Source organism: Myxococcus sp. CA033 (genome assembly GCF_013336625.1).
GTDB classification, from domain to species: Bacteria; Myxococcota; Myxococcia; order Myxococcales; family Myxococcaceae; genus Myxococcus; species Myxococcus llanfairpwllgwyngyllgogerychwyrndrobwllllantysiliogogogochensis.
Window position 1 is genome coordinate 266,035 of sequence record NZ_JABUMU010000010.1, and the last position, 20,089, is coordinate 286,123.

A 20,089-nucleotide genomic window follows, 5' to 3' on the forward strand; every position below is an offset into this window, starting at 1 on the left:
ATGATTCCTCTCGAGGTCAGGGGGATGCCACAGGGGGCGAAGCCGTCACGGTCAACGACAGGGCGGGCGTGTCGAGGAGGCGAGGGCGGGGGACTTCCAGGTACAGCGACTGCTTGCCCGACGTGGGGGTCAGGGCCTCGGGAGGTAACCACAGCTCGCCCAGGCGCGTGCTCGACAAGGTGACGGGATACCAGATGCCCCGGAAGACCGCCTGGGTGCCATGGACCAGGTTCTTTCCGAGCACGGCGATGCGAATGGGGGCCGTGGGGTTGGCCTCGAGCACGTCGGGCGTGAGCGAGTGCAGCTCCGGGACTGGCATGGAGGCGGTGACGGAGGGGGACCTGGCGCCCGACATGTAGACATAGTCGCCCGGCTCCACGCGCACCTCGACCGGGAACTCCGGCATGTCCTTCACCAGGAGGGGGTTCAATCGGGCGTGAAGCTGCGTCTTGCTCACGAACTCGGTCGTCAGTCCCACCCCGATGACATGCACATTCATGGAGGGGGTGAAGTCGATGCCCCAGACCCGGAAGTGGAGATCCGCGCTCTCGGGGTCCAGGACCTCGACGTCGACTCGCAGGGGTTTCCGAAGCACCCCCTCCTCCTCGTAGGTGTCTCCGTCGGGCGAGTCCCGTTCATCGACGCCAGGCCCACAGGCCAGGAGCGCCCCCAGCAGACACAGTCCTCCGCCCAGCAGCTCAGGGCGCATCCGGATGCTTCCCTTCCCCGTTCATGGCGAGGAGACACCCGAGGGCCTTTTCTTGCGCAATTTCACGCGCGCCGCCCGTCCGGCCTCGCAGTGCACACGCCAGTCTTGGGGGAGCCCGGCGTGTTCAGCCACTGCCCCTCGTTGCCGCGGTTCGGACTGGAATGGGTCAGCGTGTCGGCAGCTCGCGGAAGGTCATGCCGACGAGCCCGAGTCGATGCACGGCGTCCATGAACTGCTCGGTGCCGATGAGCATCGTGGCGAAGTTCCCCACGCGGAAGAGGTCGAGTTCCTGAGGGAGCGAAGCGGCGTCGAGGATGGGTTCGTCGGGGCGCCCGAAGCCGTGTCGGCCACAGGTCGTGCACGGCGGAGGTGTGTCCGAGGGAATGCAGTCCGGATGAAAGCGCCCTCGCGGCTCAATCTGGAGCTCCAGCAGCTCCGGCGCGTTCTTCTTCCGGAACCGCAGCTCCGTGCGACAGCCCAGCAGGCCGCGCACTCCTTCTGCTTGCAGACTCTCCAGTGCGTCACGGCGCAGAAGAAGTCTGGGTCCCAGCCATGCCATGGCCCCGAACTCCCCAACGGCGCTTCCCTTCAATGGACCGAAGCTCGTTCCAGGCGGCAGCTCGACGTGGGGCGGCATGAGGGGCTGGACCAACTCGCGCAGGCGCACGAACTCGGGGAAGGGTTCGGCTCTCGGTTTGAGGAACTCATGGCTCTCCGGAAGCAGCGAGAGGTCAATCGAGGGAAAGTCGTGTGCCACGGCACTCCAGGTGGCTCCGCATGCGTGACACCGTATGCCGGGAAGGCCCCACGTGTGTGCCGCGTCGAGGTAGCCACCGTGCTTCGTTCTGGCGGCCCTGTCCTCGTTGACCCAATAGAAACGACTCATTCGTGCCTACGCTCCTGGCCGGGAATAGTAGGGCTGGATCGGGCCACCCATGAGCTCGAAGCGATGAATCAGCTCTCCTGCATGCCTGAAAATCTCTGCCGGAGAGGCGAACGGCTTGGCCATCATGTAGTCCCGCCACGCATCGTTCCATGCCCCTCCACGCGGGGAACCGTCATGAATCCTTCGATGAACGGAAAGCGGAATGAGCATGGTGTAGTCGTGGATTTTCACTTCCTGGCGCGCGAACCACTCCGCCAAATCCTTTGACTGGGGGAAGATGTGGTGCTTTTCCCATCGCCCCGGCGTGAGTTGCCGGGACGGAGGGATGACTGCAGTCGGAGCGCCGTTCCAGTTGGGGAACGTCATGACGGAGCCCGGCGGCAATTTCTGCGCGCCACCCCAATTCCTCCGAGGGCCGCTGCCCGGCGCTGCTGCTGCCGCAGGAGGACGCGAAGGAGGGAAGCGCGCCAGCTCGACCTCTGCCGGTGTGTCCTCGCAGGGGTAGAAACCGCAGAGGTCTTCCACGCAGAAGAGGGTGACGCACTGGTCTTCCCCAGGGTCGTCGCATTCCTGCTCCGCCCCTGCCCAGGCCTGTTGACTGGGCGGCTTGCTGACAGTGGAGCAACCCAGCCAGGACACGGCGAACAGCGAAAGCCAGAGTGCGTGAGGGATTCGCATTGGACGCGAAAGCTAGCATGTCTTGGTCACCGGACGCGCTCCCTACCCTTTGGGTTATATGGAATGCGTGAGCAGAGCCCCTCCAGGGCCGAAGCCCAGCGTCAGACAGAGGATGCGACGATGCCTGTGCCGTCTGAGCTCCACTCGCGCCGCCTCGGCCGCGAGCTCCGCGTCGTTGAGCACGAGCACCTCTCCGCCGCCCGGAAGGGCTGCTTCCTCCAGGATGTCGGTCACCAGCGATGCATGCCCTTCCCAACCATACGTGCAGCCTCCCGGAACGAGAGCCTCATCCAGGGGACAGGGAAGCGCGAGACACACGCCCTCCACCGCCAGGTGACCGAGGTTTCGTGTACAGGCCCGCAGCGCGTTGGCGATGAAGTGCACCGCCGCGACGATGTGGTGCCCATCCGTGGGGCGAGGCATCCCGATGAAGAGGCGGGGCAGCGTGTGGAGGTCCCGCTCGAAGACACGTTGGACTCCAGGGCGCGCGCACTTGATGCTCGTCTGGCCCACGTCGAGCACGAGCGGCGTTCGCGCCGCCACAAGCGCGAAGCCCGCATACGCGGGCGCGAAGCGCGGCGACTCCGAGACATACACTGGACACCCGAGCGCGGCAGTGGCCTTCGCCACCCCCACCTCGAAGCCCTCCAGGCAGGCCAGTCCTCCGCTCAACCACACCGCGTCCACGGCATGCCGATTCACCAATTGTTCGAGGGCGCTCGTGAGCGCTGGAAACAGTTGCTCCGCGAGTTGGTCCTCGGGCACCCCCGCGCGTCGGTCCGCCTCCACTCGAGGCGCGCCAATCAGCTCCCACAACTCGCGTCCGAACACCGGGAGGTTCCACACCTCCAGCGGTGTCACTCTCTCCGCGTGGTAACGACGGGCCGTCCACCTTCGCGGCGCGGAACTCACGCGACGAGCCCGGCGATTCGCTCCGCCGCATCCTTCGCGCCGTCTCGGGATTGATACGACTCCGAGATGGCCGCCACCTTCGCGCGCAACGGCGTTCCCGGCTCCAGGAGATGGCGAAGCGCGGCGCGACAGTCCTCAACTGTCAACGTGTCCAGTTCCCGCGTGAGCCCCGCCCCCGAGGCTCGGAGGAAGTGCGCCTGGATGGGCTGGTCATTGCAAACAGGCAACAGCAGCAGCGGCACGCCCGCCGTCAGTGCTTCCATCACGGAGTTGGCGCCTCCATGCGAGACAAAGACAGACGCCCGCGGAAGGAGCTGCCGCTGCGGCGTATAGGGCACCGCCACCACGTCCCCTGGCAACGAGCGCGAGAAGTCCGTGTCCGCCAGCTCACCCGCGCTCAACACCACCGTGACACCCAGCGACGCGGCGGCTTCCGCGATGGTGTGGAACAGCGTGGGCTGCCATGAAATCTGACTGCCGAAGGACACGTACACCACGGGCTTCGAACCCAATCGCTCCCACGGGAAATCCACTTCGTCTCCCCGAGGCTCGGGTGGAATCGACGGGCCCACCAGCCGCCCGGCGGGAGGAAGGTCCACCTCCGGTCCGAGGAACGCCTCCGTGGCGAAGAGGATGTTGAGGTGGGGCGAGAGGGCCTCGCAGTTGCGGAAGCTCGCCACGAAGCCATGTCGTGCGAACAGCTCCGCGCGCTCCTTCGCCAGGGCTCGCACGTTGCGGCGCAGCCCGTAGTCCTCCATGGGCTCCAGCAGCGAGAGCGCGGAGGACACTCCGGCCCACGGTATCCGCTCCTGATGCGCGGCCAGCACCGCCGCATACTGCATCCCATCCAGCGCCATGACGTCCGGACGGAAGCGACGCACCACCTCGCGCACGGGCTCGATGAGCGCGGGCACCGCATCCAGCAACAGGCCGCGAATCCACTTCCCCAGGGCCACCTCGTCACGCACCAGTCGGGCCAGCGCCTCGCCGCCCGTTTCGATGGTGGGGGCATCCCTCGCCGAGTGGGGCAGGTGCAGCACCTCCACGCCGAGCTTCGCGAGCTGCGACGCGGGCTCGGGGATGCAGAGCCAGCCCACGGTGTGGCCCAGGCGGCGCAGCCACTGCGCGACGCCCATCATCGGGTTGATGTGGCCCTTCTCGGGCGAGGTCGCAATCAGGATTCGGGACATGGGGAGCCGTGCGCTGCGTGCGCGTGGAGCATGGCGAGGGAGCACAGCCGCATCAACAGGCGATCCACGCCATCCGCCTCCGGCTCCTCGGGCTCCATTCGCGTGTAGCGCTCCAGGAGCGTGAGCACGGCCTTCGGGTCGATGACCTCCAGCGGCTCCAGTCGCGAGGCCGACAGCCAGGCGCGGTACAGCTCCAGCCACCGGGCACGCACGGGGCTTGAGAGTGCCGTGTGCCCATAGCGCGGCGTCTTGCGCGCGAGCCGGACCTCGTCGGGGACCAGTCCTCGCACCGCGTGGCGGAAGAGCCACTTGCCGACTCCCTCGCGGACGAGCGAGGACTCGGGCAGCGAGAGCGCAACGTCCGCGAACCGGGAGTCGAGATACGGCGTGTGCACCGTGAGTCCGTGGGCCCGCGCGCCCCTCAGCTCGGGAGGAAGCACCAGCTCGCGCAGCACCCATTCCGCGTAGAGGACCTCCTCGGAGGCCTCCGTGTCTTGGAGAGACCAGGGCCCGCCACGGGCCGCGTCGGAGAGCTCCGGGCCGTCCTCCTGGGACAAGGGCCCGCCACGGACCGCGGCGGAGGCCTCCGTGTCTTGGAGAGACCAGGGCCCGCCACGGGCCTCGTCGGAGAGCTCCGGGCGGTCCTCCTGGGACCAGGGCTCGCCACGGGCCTCGTCTGGACTCCTCCCCAAGTTGTCCACAGCGGCGCGTAGGACCGTCCGTGCGAGTCGTCGGTCTTCCTCGATGCGCGCGAGCGCCGAAGCGAGCGCCAGGGGATTGCCCCTCAACACCTCATCGGCGCCGGCTCCGCTCAGCATCACCGAGGCTCCGAGCCGCTTCGCCTCCGCGTAGAACGCGAAGCTCGCCACCGCCCGTGCATTGAGGATGGCGCCCTCGTTGGCGATGACGGCGGGCTCGAACAGGTCCGGCAGGAGGGCATCCGGAATCGGAACGTCGACCTGCTCCACTCCCGCGAGCCGGGCCACCGTCCTCGCGTTGTGTCGCTCGACCGCGTCGGCGAAGTGGACATCCATGCTCCACGCGCGAACCCGGCCCGGTGCATGCCGCGCCGCCAGCGTGCACAGCACGGCGCTGTCCACGCCGCCGCTCAGGCTCACGTCCAGCGCGCCCGAGGCCACCCGGGTACCGACAGCGTCGGAGCACGCGGCCAGGAGCGCCCGTGCTCGTGGCTCGTCATCTTCTTCCGGGGAGCGCGGTGAGGATTGGCGGCGGATTCGCGGCGGGAGCGGCGCCACGCGGCTCACCCCTCGAAAGAGGCTCCAGGTCGACGGCAGGCTGTGTCGCAGGAACGCCGTGACGGATGCAGGCTCCAGGCCCACGACTTCACCGCTCAGGAGCGGGAGCAGGCGCCACACCGACTCCACGGGAGCGTCCGTCCGGGGTCCGGCTGTCGGCTGGTAGGAGGGCAGGGCGGCGAGCGGGCCGCTCGGGTCGCCGGGAGCGTCGGACACGCGGGGACTGTCGCAAGGCCCGGGGGCACCCGGCAACCCCGCTATAGTCCCTCCGTGCGTTACGAGCTGCACGACGGCCGAATCCTCACCTGGTCCCTGGAGACGCACGTCGTCACCCACTGCAACCTGCGCTGCGTGCAGTGTTGCCCCATGTCGCCCCACCTGCCCGCCTGGGCCGTGGAGCCCGCCGTGCTCGGCGCCGACCTCACCCGGCTCGCCCGCGTGCTCAAGCCCAACATCTTCAAGCTCACCGGCGGCGAGCCCTTCCTCCACCCGGACCTCCCCGCCGTGCTCGACGCCGTCCGCGCGTCAGGCATCTCCGAGCAGCTCTCCGTCACCACCAACGGGTTCCTCGCCCAGAGCGCGCCCGACGCCGTCTACGAGCGCCTGGACCGGATGACCCTGTCCGTCTACTCCTCCGCGCCGCTGCCAGAGAAGTCCCTGGCCCGCATCACCGAGCGCTGCGCGCGACACGATGTCCTCCTCACGGTGAAGCACATCGACGCCTTCCAGCAGCTCACCCCGGACGCGCCCCTGGCCACCGACGCGGAGGTCCGCGACGTCCACGCGCGCTGCTGGCTCAAGGTCCGCTGCCACCTGGTCCACCGAGGCCACTTCTACACCTGCACCCGTCCGCCTCACGTGGCCACGGTGCTGGGCCCCTCGCACCCGGAGATGCCCGCGCTGGCCGAGGTGGATGGTGTGCGCCTCGACGCTCCGGAGCTGCTGGAGCGGATGCTTGGCCACCTGGAGCGGGACACGCCGCTGGCCACCTGTCGCTACTGCCTGGGCGCCAGTGGCCCGTGGCAGCCGCACGCGCAGCTCCCACGGGCCCACGGCTGACCCCCGAGGCTACTCTCGGGACTTCGACAGCGCGCGCTGCATCGACGCCGGGTAGCGGTCTCCCACCGCGACGCCCGGAGGCGCCACGAGGTCGATGTCCTTCAGGTCCTTCTCCGTGAGCTTCACGTCGAGCGCGCCCAGGTTCTCATCCAGGTACTTGCGCCGCTTGGTTCCCGGGATGGGGACCACGTCCTGGCCGCGCGCCATCACCCACGCGAGCGCGAGCTGCGCGGGCGTGCAGCCCTTGTCCTTCGCCAGCCGCTCCACCTTCACCACCAGCTCCAGGTTGCGCGTGAAGTTCTCCCCCTGGAAGCGCGGCGAGTGGCGGCGGTAGTCGTCCGCGGCCAGGTCCTCGTAGCGCTTGATTTGCCCCGTCAGGAAGCCGCGCCCCAGCGGGCTGTACGGCACGAAGCCGATGCCCAGCTCGTGGCAGGCCTGGAGCACCCCGTCCTCCGGCTCGCGGCTCCACAGCGAGTACTCACTCTGGAGCGCGGCGATGGGGTGCACCTTGGAGGCCCGGCGCAGCGTGTCCGCGTCCACCTCCGACAACCCCAGGTGCCGCACCTTGCCCGCGCGCACCAGGTCCGCCATGGCCCCCACCGTGTCCTCGATGGGCGTCGACGCGTCCAGCCGGTGCAGGTAGTACAGGTCGATGACGTCCACGCCCAGCCGGCGCAGGCTGGCCTCGCACGCGCGCTTCACGTACTCGGGGCTGCCGTTGATGCCGCGCGCCTGCGGGTTGTTCGGGTCCCGGACGATGCCGAACTTGGTGGCCAGGACGACCTTCGCGCGGTGGGGCTTGAGCACCCGGCCCACCAACTCCTCGTTGCTTCCGGAGCCGTACATGTCCGCCGTGTCGAAGAAGGTGATGCCCTTGTCCAGCGCGTGCAGCAGCGTGGCTTCCGACTCGGCGTCATCCCGCCCCGCGTAGAAATCCGACATCCCCATGCAGCCCAGGCCCAAGGCGGACACCTTCAGGCCCTGCTTTCCGAGAGTCCGTGTCTCCATGTCGACAGCCCCTTCGCCGGCCGCCGACATGGCGTCCGTTTTCGCGCGGAGCCTTTACTGTGGCTGGGCCACCGACACGTCAACTGGAAGCGTTCGCTCCCGAGGCAAATCGACGGTGAAGGTGGAGCCGCGGCCCTGCTCGCTCTCCACGCGCACCCGCCCTCCCATGGCCTCCACCAGCGTCCGGGTGATGTAGAGGCCCAGGCCCAGGCCGCCATAGTGCCGCTCCGACACGGCGCGCTCGAAGCGGCCGAAGAGGCGCGGCAGGTGCTCGGGCGCAATCCCGATTCCCTGGTCCCTCACCCGCAAGCGCGCACGGGTGGGGCCCTGCTCCAGGCTCAGCTGGATGGGCTTGCCCGAGCCGTACTTCACCGCGTTGTCGATGAGGTTGGTGACGACCTGCTCCAGTCGGAGCCGGTCCCATCGACCGATGAGGCCCGACTCACCTCCCTCCACCTCCAGCGTGGAGCCGGCCCGGGTCGCGTGCGGCTCGTAGCGCACCACCACCTCGCGGATGAGCGCGCCCAGGTCCACGTCCTCCAGCTCCAGGGCCAGCCTGCCCGCGGCGATGCGCGACACGTCGAGCAAATCTCCCACGAGCTCCGCCAGCTTCTTCACCTGCCGGGCGCCCGTGTCCACGTAGCCCTTCACCACGGAGTAGGGGATGGCGTCGGGGTGGCGCTCCAGCTCGCGCGCGAGCGCCTGGAGCTTGAGGCTCAGCGGGGTGAGGGGCGTCTTCAGCTCGTGGCTGGCGATGGAGAGGAACTCGTCGCGCAGGCGGATGGCCTCCTGGGCCTCGCGGTACAGGCGCGCGTTCTCCATGGAGAGCGCGGCGCGGTACGCCAGCTCCAGCCCGAAGGCGAGGTCCGCCTGGGTGTAGCGGCGGTTGGAGAACGAGGTGAAGAAGCTGAAGACTCCCAGCGTGTGGCCGCGCACCACCAGCGGCACGGCGATGAAGGAGCGCAGGCCGGTGGCCAGCATCACCCGGGCGTGGTTCTCGTTGTGGGCGCTGCGCTTGATGTGCGCGGGCGTCATCTCCTCCAGGAGGATGGCCTCGCCGCGCAGGAGCGCCGCGGTGGGCGGGTGGCGCGGGTTGCCCTCCGGCATGAGCTGGAAGTTGAGGACCTCCGCGGCGGTGGCGGCGTCCTCGGGGCGTGCGTGGGCGACCTCCAGCCGGCGGAAGTTGCCATCGGGTTGCGCCAGGTCCACGAAGCACCAGTCCGCGAGCGCGGGCACCACGAGCTTGGCCAGGTTGCGCATCGTCGCCTCGTAGTCGAGCGAGGACGCGAGCACCGTGCTCACCTCGGCGAGGACGCGGGTGCGGAACTCGGCCTGGCGCAACTCAATGGCCAGGGCCTCCGCGCGCTGGCGTGCATGCACCAGGTCCGTCACGTCGAAGCCGAAGCCCGCGATGCCGTCCACCTGTCCCTGGGAGTCACGGGTGGGCTGGTAGACGAGGTTGTGAAAGGTCTCCTTCTCCATCCCGTCCGTCTGGAGGAAGCGCAGCGGCACGGCGTTGCCCACGAAGGGCTCGCCCGTGGCGAAGACGCGGTCCAGCACGTCGCGCGCGTCCTGCTCCGCCACCTTCACCACGCCCTCCTGGAAGGGCATGCCCAGGGTGTCCCGGCTCTTCAAGAGCGAGCTGTTGCGCGCGTTGGAGAAGTCGAAGTCGTGCGTGGCGCCGCGCAGGAAGAAAATCTGCGCGGGGGCCTGCATGAAGATGGTGTGCAGGCGAGTCCTCGCGGCCTCGGACGCGGCGCGGGCCTGGCGCTCGCTCTCCAGCAGCCCCGCACGCTCCTCCATGGCCCGGCTGAGCGACACGTTCAGCTTGGTGATGAAGATGGCGAGCAGGGCGAAGATGCCCAGGGACAGCACATCCGCGGACCTCATCTGAAGTGTCAGCCGCGGCGGGAGGAACTCGTGGTCCACGGCCACCAGCGACAGCGCCGTCACCAGGAGCGCGGGCCCCCAGCCTCCCCACCAGCCGGCCACCATGACGGCGCCATAGAAGAAAAGGAAGGGGCTGGTGGACATCAGCGACGCGAGCTCCATCTGGAGCAGCAGCGCGCAGAGGAAGAAGAGCAGGGCGACGCCATAGCGGCCCAGTCGGGACTTCTGAAGCCAGCTCCAGGCCTTTCGGGGGTCCGGCGTGAGGCGCTGCTCGAGCGGAGCCGACAGGGAGCGCGTGCTCCCCGACGGACGGGTGGTTTCCAGATGCGAGACGGGCGTGGGCAAGGCGAGGGGCCTCCTCACGGCGAGGGAGCACCGCGAGCGTCCGGAATCGAAACGCTCCCGGCGCGAGGCGGGGTCCGCGCATGATGGTCCTACTTGGCGCTCGTCTGCCTTCTTCTCGGATGCAAGTGATTGAAGGAGCACGCTCGGCGGTTCAACGCGCGACTTCTTGCTCCGACTTGTTGAGTGGACAGCTCCCCCGAGAGGGACGGGGCACCACCGACCCGGTGTTCCCTGACGCTGACGATGAAGTCTTTCAGGTGTGTTGTTTGTGAATGGCGCCGTGTGAGGGTTGGCGTCAAATCATTGGAGCTTCGAGCATGTCACGCATGCGCATCGAGTCTCGGTCCTGAGGCCTCCCCATGCTGAACGAGTCCGACTGGGACAGGAGGCCGGGGCCCTGGGACATGCCCTTGTTGTACTTTCGGGTGGGGCAGCAGTGACCATCGATGCCCATGCTCGGGCCGCCCATGTTGCTCGGGCCCATGTCGAAGCGGTCCCGCATCAGCATGGGATTGCCGATGAAGCTCCCCGGAGGTGCGGAGCCACCGTTGCCCGTGGCGCCCTGGAGGGTGATGGGCTCCTGCGTGGCCGGCTGCTTCTGGACCTGCCGCAGGTGAAGCGTGTGCCTGGCGGAAGAGAGCTTTGGGGTCATGGCGTGTACCTCCAAGTGGGCGGTGTGGCTTCATTACGGCGCACACGCGCACACGGTTACATCGCCTCGACAGGGGCCGCGCTGGCGTGAGCGCGGCCCGGTGCGTCACTTCACGGTGGGCGGCGGATACGGGTTGTAGTCCCAGCGCCAGGGCATGTCCGTGGGGCCCAGGATGGCTTCGATGAGTGGAGGGAAGACGTGGGGGCCCTTCACGCTGTTGGCGAGCAGGACGACGCAGCGCGCGCCGCGCTCCAGGCAGAGGACGAAGTTGTCGGTGTGCTCGTCGTGGCCACCCTTGAAGAAGGCGGGGCTGGAGCGGTCATCGAAGAGCACCATGCCCAGTCCGGCGGACAGGGCGATGGCTTGGTTGCGCGGGTCCTTCTCCTCGGTGAGGGTGGGGAACTGGTGGGCCCAGGGGATGGCGAGCTGCGGGGAGAGCAGCTCCGCGCGCGCCTTGGAGGAGAGGCCTTCTCCGCGCATGAGGCCGGCGAGGAACTTCGCGTAGTCCTCGATGGTGGTGTCCATGGAGCCGGCGGCGCGGACGCTGCCGCGCTGGTGGTGGGCCTTGGCCACGCCGTGCTCGTCGTAGCCGGTGGTGACGTTGGGGGCGAAGTCGTCGCGCCAGACCATGCTGGTGCGGCGCATGCCGAAGCGGTCGAAGACGCGCCGCTGGAACTCCTGGCCGGCGTCGAGTCCGAGGCCCGCGTCCTCGAGGACGAACTGGAGCAGGTTGATGCCCTCGCCGGAGTAGGCGTAGCGCGCGCCCGGGTCGAACTTGAAGTCGAGCTTCCCGTCCGGGTTGAGGAAACGGAAGTTGGGGAAGCCGGGCGAGTGGCTCAGCAGCATGCGCGGCGTGAGCTGCTTCCAGCGCGGGTCCGCCGCGAGGTCCTCGTACTTCTTGAACTCGGGCAGGGGCTTCTTGAGGTAGCGCTCGATGGGCGTGTCCAGGTCCAGCACGCCCTCGTCGACGAGCTGCATGACGAGGTAGCCGAAGACGAGCTTGGTCAGTGATGCGCCGTACATGACGGTGTCGGTCTGAAGGGGCGCGGCCTGCTCGACGTCGCGCAGGCCGTAGGCCTTCACGGCGACGACCTGGCCTTCCTCGATGATGGCCAGCGCGAGCCCGGGCAGCTTCGCCTCGGTCATGAGGCGCACGGCGGTGGCATCGATGTCCGGGCCGTGGCGCACGGGTTCAGGCTCGGGCAGGGAACACACCCTGGTGCACGCGGAGAGCAGGCCCAGCAGACCCAGCAGGCTCGGGAGGAGGAGACGGGCGAGGGGACGAACGAGCGAGGAGGGCATGCCTGGAGAATGTGGTGACGGCCAGGTTGTCGCAATTCCAAGCGGCCTCGTGCCGACACGCCGAGGTGGCTGTTACGCGATGACTGAGTCGTGCGAGACGACGCGTGCGGGTCTGCCCCGGAGGGATGACCTGTGGTGCGGCTGCGCGATTCAGGCCGTCGCGCGGTGTCTGTCATTGGGGGCAGGGCCCGCGCCGCGCGAGTGAAGCCGGCCCTACGGAACGCGGACGCGGCTTCGGAACGGCAGGGGCTTGGTGCCGGTGGCCAGGTCCTCCGCGCTCACGTGCCGCACGTCCAGTCGCGGTGACCCGCTCCACCCGAGGTTGCGCAGGGCGGCGACGAGTCGCTCACACAGTGGCGTTACCTCGGAGGCGTCCGCGCCGGCCAGCTCCAGCTCGAAGGAAGAGGGTGTCATCTGCGTCAGCCGGAAGGCGCGCAGGGCGTGGTGCTTGAACACCCAGGCGAGCGCCCACGCATCCACCGTCCGGCCCGTAGGCGTCGTGAAGTGGCACGCGCCGCGACCGCCGAAGTGCTCCAGCGTCCAGCCGTGGAAGCCGCACGCGCACGCGTCCCTGTCCACCGTCCCCGAGTCACCCGGCAGATAGCGCAGGAGCGGCAGCACGCTGGGACGCAGCCGCGTCACCACCACCTCGTCGAGTCCTGGCTCCAGCCACACGTCGGGCGCGAGGACATGGAAGCGCCCCGGCCCTTCCAGGCACTCCCAGGCGAGCGGCCCTGTCTCCGTCGTTGCGTAGTAGTTCAGCAGCGGCGCGGGCACCAAGCGCGCCAGGGCGTCCCGGGTGTCCTGGGGCAGGTACTGCGCGGAGGTGAGCAGCAGCGTGGGCGCCGGGAGGTCGCGCTGCTCGGAGAGCCAACGCAGTCCCTCCGGGTCCGAGAAGATGACGGCGGGACGCACGCGGCACAGACGCTCGCGTGCATTGTCTCGCAGCACGGAGATGCGGTGCAGCGCGCCGTCCTGGAGGATGGGCAGCCGCACCGAGTACTCGAGTCCACCCGGCAGGGCATCCAGCAGCACCACACGGGGACGCGGCGGCGGCACGGCCCGCGCGCGCTCCAGCCAGAACCGCAGCACCGCCCACATGTGCAGGCAGTCGCGCCTGTCTCTCACCACCTTCACCGGCTCGCCCGTGGAGCCGGAGCTTCGCACCACCACGCTCTCGTCCTCATGGGACAGCGGTGTGGGCACCTGGTCCCAGTGTCGCGCCAGCGTGCCTCGTTCCAGCGTGGGGAAGTGCCTCAGGTCCGCGAGCGTTCGGAGGTCTCCAGGGTGAAGCCCCGCGTCCCGCAGTCGCCGCGTGTAATAGGGAGAAGCCAGCAGGCCAGCGCGCAGCCCTTCCAGTCGCGACTCCAGCTCCGCGCGGGCCGCTGCCTCGTCGGGGAGGACGGCGAAGCGCGACAGGTCCCGGGCGATGGACTCCGCCCACGGGACATGGGGACGCTGGGTGGCGGTGTCCCGGCGGATGTTCGCGCGGGGAGCCACGCGTGCATCCGAGGGGAGCCCCAACGTCACTCGCGCCATCCTCGAGCGTCGGCGGCGCGCTGGGCCGCATCCGCGAGGTCCTTGGCGCGCTTGTCCGCTTCCTGGCGGCGGGCCTGCTCCGCCCGCTCCATCTCCTGCAGCGCGGCGCGGTAGTCGAGCTGCTTCAGCCGCGCGGAGGTGTCACGGGATGACTCGTCCTTCACCTGCCCGTCCACCGCGTGCACCCACTTGCGCAGGAACTCCTCCTGACGGAAGGCGTTGGAGCGCACCATCTCCGCCGTCAGGGGCTCCACCCACACGAAGAACCCCCGCATCACGGTGGCGGCATCCGCGTTCTTCCTCAGCATCGCCGCCGTGTCCGCACCCAGCGAGGACGACGTCAGCACGTACGCGAGCATCACCACCTGCTCCCGCCAGAGCGCTGGCGTCTTCGCTCTGCGCTCCATGTCCTCCCAGTCCGCGCGCGACGGAGGACGCACGCCCGCGAGGCGGAAGGTGTCGCAGATGATGGCCACCGCGAGCTCGTGCGGATACGGCGAAACGAGAGGCACGTCGGTGAGCTGCTTCTGGATGTTCTTGACGTCAAAGGCCATCACTTCTCCAGCAAAGCCTGGGACAAGGCCGCGGCGGCGGGGCCGAAGTCCGACAGCCATTTCACCACCACCAGGCGGAAGTTGCGCTCCTTCAGCGCGGGCGCCAGCGCCTGCCTCGCCCGGTGCTCGTCCGGCAGCGCGAGGAGCGCGACGAGCAGGCGAGAGCGCCGCGTCGCCTCCACCAACATCTTCATGTGCTCGTCCGTCGCCACGTTCGACAGGAAGTCGCTGTCGGAGATGATGACGCGCAGCGCGTCCGGCCGCTCCTTGGACAGCGTGCCCAGCACGTCGAAGGGGAACATCGTCCCCCCACCGATGTAGTGCAGCAGGAACTCGCGCGCCGTCTCCTCGTCGTACATCCACGGGGAGAGCTTGGGGTCGGTGTGCGAGTAGATGATGCCGCGCACCTTCGCCTGCTTGCGCAGCGCGGAGGCGGACAGCACCTGCGCGGCCAGCGTCATCGTGTTGAGCTGTGCATCCGGGTTCGGCATGGAGCCGCTGGTGTCCAGGTACAGCTCCACGGAGGGCACACCGAGTTCGGACGCGGGAGGCACGTCGGCCTCCAGCTCGCGACGCAGCGGCGACACCGCGGCGAGGTGCCCCTGGGTGAGCACCGTCAAGGTCCAGTCGATGGCGGAGGGGTCATCGCCGTACTCCCACGCCTCGGGCGTGGTGCGCAGGTACGGCTCCGGCTTCGAGGGCGCGGAGGGGAGCTTCAGCAGGTGCTGGTCGACGAGCCGTCGGTAGTGCCGGGCCACCAGCGCGCGGCGCAGCTTTCCCCTGCCCGTTCCGGGCAGGTGTTGGGTGACGCGGTTGATGTGGTCCAGCGCGTCGGGCGCCTTCGTGTCGTGGGCCTCGTCGAGCCAGCCCTTCGCGCGAGCTTCCTCCAGCGCGTCTTCCCACCTGCCACCACTCTGGAGCGCGGAGTCCCAGTCATCCACGTCCGGCAGCGACACGTCGTCACCCAGCGGCAGGGTGTACGTCGTCTCGTCGAGCTTGCCGAGGTAGCGGATGAAGGTGGCGCAGAAGTAGAGGAACTGGAGGCGCGGGTGCGGCAGCGCATAGAAGGTCTGCGCGAACATCCGAGCCTCCGCGCGCAGGCCAGGGAACTGCTCTTCCATCGGCGCCATCGCAGCGCGAGGCACCAGGTCTCCAGGCTCGCGTCCCCACAGCTCCTCGTAGATGGCCAGGTAGAAGAAGAACATCGGCGAGACTTCGCCGCCGCCCTGCGTGCGCTGGAACCCGCGATACACCCGGCACAGGTCCTCCGGGTGCGTGCGGCCCACGAACTCGTTCACCTGGAGGTCGTAGAAGAGGTTGGTGAGGGACTGCTTCAGGCCGGGGAGCAGCCGCTGCTCCATGACGCGCAGCTCCGCGTCCCAGCCCAGCGTGTGCGGGAAGCGCGCGTGGTGGCCGATTTCGTGCGCGAGCACCGCCATCAAGCTGTCCGCCGCGCCCATGGACTCCAGCAGCTCGAAGTGGACGAAGACCTGACGCTTCGTGAGGTCGATGTACGCGAGCGGCTCGTTCGCGTGGTCCGCGTCCGGACGGAAGGGGACGTGAGGCTCCGGAGGGCTGAGCCGCACCTGCACGTCCCACAGCGCCAGCGCGTCCCGCCAGCATCCCGCGATGTGCTCTGGCGTGAAGCGCGACGTGCTCATACGGGCACGAGCACCACGACGTGCTGCGAGGTGTCCAGCGTGCCGGCGGCGCGCCAGTCATTCGTCACGGTGGCGAACCAGGAGTCCACGCGCGCATCCCTCCACGCCACGGTGGACAGGTGCGGGCTCTGCTGGAGCGTCACCTCGGGGGTCTCGCGACAACCCATGGCGCCGAGGGGAATCGGTGTGTCCGACAGGAGCAGGCCCTGTGTCGCGGCCTCACGTCCGGCGATGGCGTGGCGGTGGCGGTCGTGTACGCACAGCACCGTGGGCGCCAGGAAGTGCAGGGGACCGGGCAGGAAGCGGCTGTCCTCTCGGGACAGGTCCACGAGGAAGGGCTGGGCCTTGTCGCCGAGCTTCATCGCGGGAGGCTCCATGGCGAGCGCGGCGGTTTCACGCAGGCGCTCCTCGATGCCCGTGAGCGAGCCGAGCCGCTGGCTCACGCGATAGAAGATGCGCTGCACCCACGGTGGAGCGGACTCCAGGTTTTCGCCCACGTTCCACAGCTGCGCGAGCACGCCGGCGCGTTGGGCCTCGGGGACACCCGAGAGCAGGCGGGGGACCAGGTCCGTCCACGCGAGGGTGAAGAGGTTCTGTCGGCCCGCGGTCGCCGGGTACAGGTAGCCCAGGCCGATGGCCTCGGCGCCCAGGCGCAGATATGCGCGCAGCAGTTCCTCTGCGTCGGCGGGGGAGGCGCCTGTCTGGGACAGGGACTCTCCGAGCTTCCGTGCGGGTCCTTCGAGCAGGGCGCGCCACAGCTCGGAGTCCCACCGCACGTAGCGGCCACGGGCGCTGGCTTCCAGTTCGTCCGCGAAGCCGCTCATGGCTGGCCGCCCGGGTTTTCCTTCAGCCACGTCGCGTAGTTCCGGTAGCGGCTGTACATGGACTTGAGGTGGATGAGGTCCTCGTAGACGGGGCCGGACAGCTCCTGCTTGGTGAGCAGTTCGTTCATCAACGCGGTGACGGTGGTGAGGCGCTTCTCGGTGGTGCGCAGGTCGATGCCGGACAGGCCCTTGTCCAGCTCGGTGCGCAGCACGCCGACCTTGCGGCGGATGGGCTCGTGCTTGTCGTAGTGGCCCATGGCCATGTCGAACATGTTCCGAATCCAGGCGACGCGGTCCTGGAGGAGCATCTTGTTGCCGCGCACCTCGAAGAAGGCGCTGCGGGTGTTGGGGACGAGCTTCTCGTGCAGCACCCACGGGGCGATTTGACGGAAGTCCTCCAGCTCCACGGTGCCGTGGCCTCGGAAGAAGGCGAGGGCCTTCGCGTAGTGGAGGATGGTCTGGTAGGCGCGCACGCTGACGCCGTTCTCCGTCTGCGTGCAGAGGTGCACCTTCTTGTCGAGCGGGCACTGCTCGTTGCACACGGCGGCGACCGTCTGTCCCGCGAGCTTGAGGGTGTCCTTGTGTTTGAACTCGAAGCGGGGCGAGGCCATGCGGCAGAAGTCGAGCTGGCCCAGGAAGAAGGCGATGCGTTCGAGGACGTTTCGCGGCACTTCCACTTCGAGGATGGAGGCGTAGGCGCGCTCCAGCTCGCCGGGGGTGAAGACGATGTCCTTGGGGAGCATCTCCTCGGGGGACTTGTCGGCTTCGATGCGCTGGAGGAGCGTGTCGATGAAGTTCGAGTTGAAGGGGACGGCGCGGACGACGACGTCGATGCGGTCCTTGAGGGCGTCGATGACCTGGAAGGTGCCGCCGCCCTGGTCGTCATTGGCGGTGAGGAACCAGGACGAGCGGCCGGTGTAGACGTACTGGTCCATCATCTCCGCGTAGCCCTCGGCGAGGAGGGAGAGGAGGGCGGACTGCGTCTTGGTGGGGATGCGGTTGTACTCGTCGATGATTTTGACGCGTTGGGTGATCCACTTGCGCCAGCTGACCTTGACGGCGGAGAGGTCCTCCGCCTTGAGCATGTCGGAGGGGAGGGGCGCGCCGAGCAGGTCGGCGATGGAGAGCTGGGGGTGGCCGCGCTGGATGGAGCGGTGGATGTCCTCGCGGGACATGCCGGACAGCAGGGCCATGAGGATGGCGGAGGTGGTTTTTCCGCGGCCGGGGCCGCCGATGAGGAGGGCTCGGCGGCAGGTGAAGAGGGTGAGCAGGGGGATGAGGACGAAGGAGCTGTAGCTCATGTCCTCGGGGAGATGGAGTTCGTCGCCGGTGGCGCTCTTGAGCGAGGCGGCGTGGCCGAACTCGATGTCGTAGTAGGGGCAGATGACGGCGTTGTTGGTGATCCACCAGTACGCCTGCCGCATCTTGTCGTGGAGGCTGCCGCCGTCACGCTCGGAGAGGTGGACGTTGAGCCCCTTGTCCACCGACGCGCGCCCGGAGAGCAGGCGCGACACCCAATCCTGATTGGCCATGCGACGCACAGCCTAGCATCCGGGACGTGAGGTGGGGCGCGGAGTGTCGACTCGTGCCGAGTGTGGTCGGCTGGCTGTCCCCCAGGCCCCTGTGCCGCAGCTCACCACGCCAACATGCGGGGGAACGGAATCGCTGGGAGCCGGCCCTTCAACTCCCGCGCTTGCGCCAGCCCGGCATGCTGCCGCCGCGTGAAGGCCCGTGTCTGGAACTGCCAGGCACCCCGACTTCGGACGGAGAACTCCAGCGCGAGCATGTGCCGACGCCGCATGGGACCCCATTCCAGCTCATCCAGCAGTGCGTCTACGCTGAACTCGCGACCACGCAGGTAGCGGGTGTCGGCGGCGAACCCCGTCCGAGCCGTCTTCCACCACGTGGACACTGCCTGCCCCGCGGGTCTCGGTAGTGCATGCTCCGGCCGGAGCTCCAAGTCTCGCGAGAGGTCCTCCTCAAGCGGCGGTAGAGAATCTTCTTCCTCAGGTGCCTTCACATAGGCGCCTTCCAACTTCAGCCCGGTGATGGCGCTGAAGGCCTCGCCCGCGAGTGACGCCAGGGCCGTCGATTCCATGAAGGCCAGGCACGTCTCGGCGGCCTTCGCCCAACCACTGAAACCCAACGCCCAGAGGGCGTCTTCGCGCATGGACTCCTCATCGGTGCATTCCAGCAGCCGAGTCAGGTCACGCCCGTTGCCACCGAGGGCCAGCAGTACGAGCGCCGTCGGGTCTGACTTCGTGCGGGCCGCCACGGACTTACGAACGGTCTCCCAGGCGGCAGGCACTCCAGCAATCATCCCCGCGATGACCGCGGCGTCTTTGACTCCAGGCCGCGAGTCCGCCAGCAATCGGGGAAGTTCACGCAACGCCACGTCCCGGGACAGGAAGGGCGTAGTTCGGAGCGCGGCCACGACGACTCGGCCGTCCGGGTGTCCAAGCAACTCCACCACCAGATCACGCGGAAGCTGTCCCCTGGCGCCGAGCACCTCCAATGCCCAGCAATGGCGGGAGGCCACCTGGGGCTTCACGAGCGACAGCAGGGTGTCGGCTACATCTGGCCGCTCGCAAAGCTCCAGCGCCTGCTGGAGGGCGGCACGAGTACCTTCGGGAGCGGTCTGCAGGCGTTCCACCACGTTTGCCAGCTCGATACGCCCTGATTTGGCGAGCAGCACCCAGAGCGCCGCGGAGATGCGCGGTGGGTCCTCTGAATCCAGCGCGGGCAGAAGCAGCTCCCGCGCCACGGGTTCTCCGCCGACCACCAGGCCGTCCAGGTGCGCCAACAATCGCTCCTCCAGCGAGGCCGCATCCCGCAGCTCCCGGTCTGGCGCCACCAGGGTTCGGTTCCATTGCCCCCAGAGGAAACTCGCCTCGTCCAGGTGCTCCTCTTGGATGTCCATCAACAGAACAGGCATGACCTGGTGTGTGGCCCGTCCCACGCTGCTCTTGAGGGAGAATCCTTCATGTGGTGGCTTCTCTGGTTGGATAGGGACTCCACTCTTCTTTTTACCAGGATGCCATTCCATCAGGCCCGCCTCTTGCCAGGATGTTCTGCCTTGGTTGAGGACTTGACGGTGGATGCGCGGATTGTCGGGAGTGTCTGGGTTTTGCTAGGTTGAAGCGATGTGGGCCTTGAAGAACCAGACGCCCTACGCTGCGGAACGAAACTGGACCCGAGACAAGCATGGCGTGCACTGGTGGCTCGTCGCCGTCAAGGCGACCTTCGACATTGCGCCAGATGGGCAGCTCACGCTTGCTGATGAGCAGTTGCCCCCTGTGCTCGCACCTGAGTACCTTGGCGAGCCAGGCAGGTCGAGTTTGCGCTCCGATTCGGAACTCCTCGCGGAGAAGCCTCTCACCGACATCCTTGTCCATGCGTGCGCATATGCGCCCGGGGGGAAACCGGTTCCGACGGTGCCAGTCTCGCTCCGTGTAGACAGGCTCCACAAGGACTTGCTCGTCCACGGAGACCGGACCCGGTGAGCGTCAAGGTAGATGTCGCGTGAGAGGGTTCAGCCGATGCGCTTCAACTCCTGCACGGCCGGGGTGAGGTTCGGAGAGGGGCCGAGACGGACGGGGCCTGCTGGCGTCCAGTTGCGAGTGT

Annotated in this window: 18 protein-coding genes; 2 read left to right on the top strand and 16 right to left on the bottom strand. The window is 68.3% G+C overall.

All coding sequences use genetic code 11. The features are described 5' to 3' along the window. Window positions 1-16 precede the first annotated feature (16 nt). The 6 genes from HUA78_RS24380 to HUA78_RS24405 all read right to left on the bottom strand — a co-directional run bounded on the left by HUA78_RS24380 (window position 17) and on the right by HUA78_RS24405 (window position 5,847). Entirely contained in the window at window positions 17-709 is a 693-nt protein-coding gene (locus HUA78_RS24380) for a hypothetical protein (protein ID WP_174460160.1), read from the bottom strand. A 166-nt stretch (window positions 710-875) separates the two neighbouring features. Further along, window positions 876-1,595: a double-CXXCG motif protein gene (locus HUA78_RS24385; RefSeq protein ID WP_174477269.1), complete on the bottom strand. Its 720-nt coding sequence runs from the start codon at window positions 1,593-1,595 to the stop codon at window positions 876-878. A 6-nt stretch (window positions 1,596-1,601) separates the two neighbouring features. Then, window positions 1,602-2,273 carry a TIGR02269 family lipoprotein gene (locus HUA78_RS24390; RefSeq protein WP_174477270.1) on the bottom strand — a complete coding sequence of 224 codons (672 nt, stop codon included), beginning with the start codon at window positions 2,271-2,273 and terminating at the stop codon, window positions 1,602-1,604. Between the two features lie 54 nt (window positions 2,274-2,327). Continuing rightward, the gene (locus HUA78_RS24395; protein WP_371745651.1) at window positions 2,328-3,134 is read right to left on the bottom strand and encodes an ROK family protein; all 807 of its coding nucleotides are present in this window, start codon (window positions 3,132-3,134) and stop codon (window positions 2,328-2,330) included. Between the two features lie 47 nt (window positions 3,135-3,181). Beyond that, on the bottom strand, window positions 3,182-4,375 hold the full coding sequence (locus HUA78_RS24400) for a glycosyltransferase (protein ID WP_174477271.1): 1,194 nt from the start codon (window positions 4,373-4,375) through the stop codon (window positions 3,182-3,184). Next, window positions 4,360-5,847 (bottom strand): asparagine synthase-related protein, encoded by a 1,488-nt coding sequence (locus tag HUA78_RS24405; RefSeq protein ID WP_371745652.1) that lies wholly within the window; start codon window positions 5,845-5,847, stop codon window positions 4,360-4,362. Before HUA78_RS24405 ends, HUA78_RS24400 begins: the two co-directional genes overlap by 16 nt. Window positions 5,848-5,901: 54 nt before the next feature. Between HUA78_RS24405 and HUA78_RS24410 the strand changes: the two genes are divergently transcribed. Continuing rightward, window positions 5,902-6,690, top strand: coding sequence for a radical SAM protein (locus HUA78_RS24410; RefSeq protein ID WP_141641139.1), 789 nt, complete (start codon window positions 5,902-5,904; stop codon window positions 6,688-6,690). Between the two features lie 9 nt (window positions 6,691-6,699). On the opposite strand, the gene HUA78_RS24415 is transcribed toward HUA78_RS24410, so the two are convergent. From HUA78_RS24415 to HUA78_RS24460, 10 genes are all read right to left on the bottom strand, one after another. Then, complete coding sequence (locus HUA78_RS24415; RefSeq protein WP_141641140.1) at window positions 6,700-7,698, bottom strand: aldo/keto reductase; 999 nt, start codon at window positions 7,696-7,698, stop codon at window positions 6,700-6,702. A gap of 54 nt (window positions 7,699-7,752) precedes the next feature. Further along, window positions 7,753-9,933, bottom strand: coding sequence for an ATP-binding protein (locus HUA78_RS24420; RefSeq protein WP_217442575.1), 2,181 nt, complete (start codon window positions 9,931-9,933; stop codon window positions 7,753-7,755). Between the two features lie 295 nt (window positions 9,934-10,228). Then, on the bottom strand, window positions 10,229-10,585 hold the full coding sequence (locus tag HUA78_RS24425) for a hypothetical protein (protein ID WP_174459067.1): 357 nt from the start codon (window positions 10,583-10,585) through the stop codon (window positions 10,229-10,231). 105 nt (window positions 10,586-10,690) lie between these two features. Next, window positions 10,691-11,887 carry a serine hydrolase gene (locus tag HUA78_RS24430; RefSeq protein WP_174460154.1) on the bottom strand — a complete coding sequence of 399 codons (1,197 nt, stop codon included), beginning with the start codon at window positions 11,885-11,887 and terminating at the stop codon, window positions 10,691-10,693. A 213-nt stretch (window positions 11,888-12,100) separates the two neighbouring features. After that, complete coding sequence (locus tag HUA78_RS24435) at window positions 12,101-13,426, bottom strand: coenzyme synthetase (RefSeq protein ID WP_174477273.1); 1,326 nt, start codon at window positions 13,424-13,426, stop codon at window positions 12,101-12,103. Then, entirely contained in the window at window positions 13,414-13,980 is a 567-nt protein-coding gene (locus HUA78_RS24440; protein ID WP_141641145.1) for a hypothetical protein, read from the bottom strand. The genes HUA78_RS24435 and HUA78_RS24440 overlap by 13 nt, the downstream gene beginning before the upstream one ends. Then, window positions 13,980-15,641, bottom strand: coding sequence for a M48 family metalloprotease (locus tag HUA78_RS24445; protein ID WP_174457100.1), 1,662 nt, complete (start codon window positions 15,639-15,641; stop codon window positions 13,980-13,982). Before HUA78_RS24445 ends, HUA78_RS24440 begins: the two co-directional genes overlap by 1 nt. Next, the gene (locus HUA78_RS24450) at window positions 15,638-16,465 is read right to left on the bottom strand and encodes a hypothetical protein (protein ID WP_174457099.1); all 828 of its coding nucleotides are present in this window, start codon (window positions 16,463-16,465) and stop codon (window positions 15,638-15,640) included. The genes HUA78_RS24445 and HUA78_RS24450 overlap by 4 nt, the downstream gene beginning before the upstream one ends. After that, window positions 16,462-17,997, bottom strand: coding sequence for a MoxR family ATPase (locus tag HUA78_RS24455; RefSeq protein WP_174477274.1), 1,536 nt, complete (start codon window positions 17,995-17,997; stop codon window positions 16,462-16,464). Before HUA78_RS24455 ends, HUA78_RS24450 begins: the two co-directional genes overlap by 4 nt. A gap of 101 nt (window positions 17,998-18,098) precedes the next feature. Next, on the bottom strand, window positions 18,099-19,400 hold the full coding sequence (locus HUA78_RS24460; RefSeq protein WP_174460151.1) for a TIGR02270 family protein: 1,302 nt from the start codon (window positions 19,398-19,400) through the stop codon (window positions 18,099-18,101). A gap of 208 nt (window positions 19,401-19,608) precedes the next feature. Between HUA78_RS24460 and HUA78_RS24465 the strand changes: the two genes are divergently transcribed. Further along, window positions 19,609-19,968: a DUF2169 domain-containing protein gene (locus HUA78_RS24465; protein WP_174477275.1), complete on the top strand. Its 360-nt coding sequence runs from the start codon at window positions 19,609-19,611 to the stop codon at window positions 19,966-19,968. Window positions 19,969-20,089: the final 121 nt, after the last annotated feature.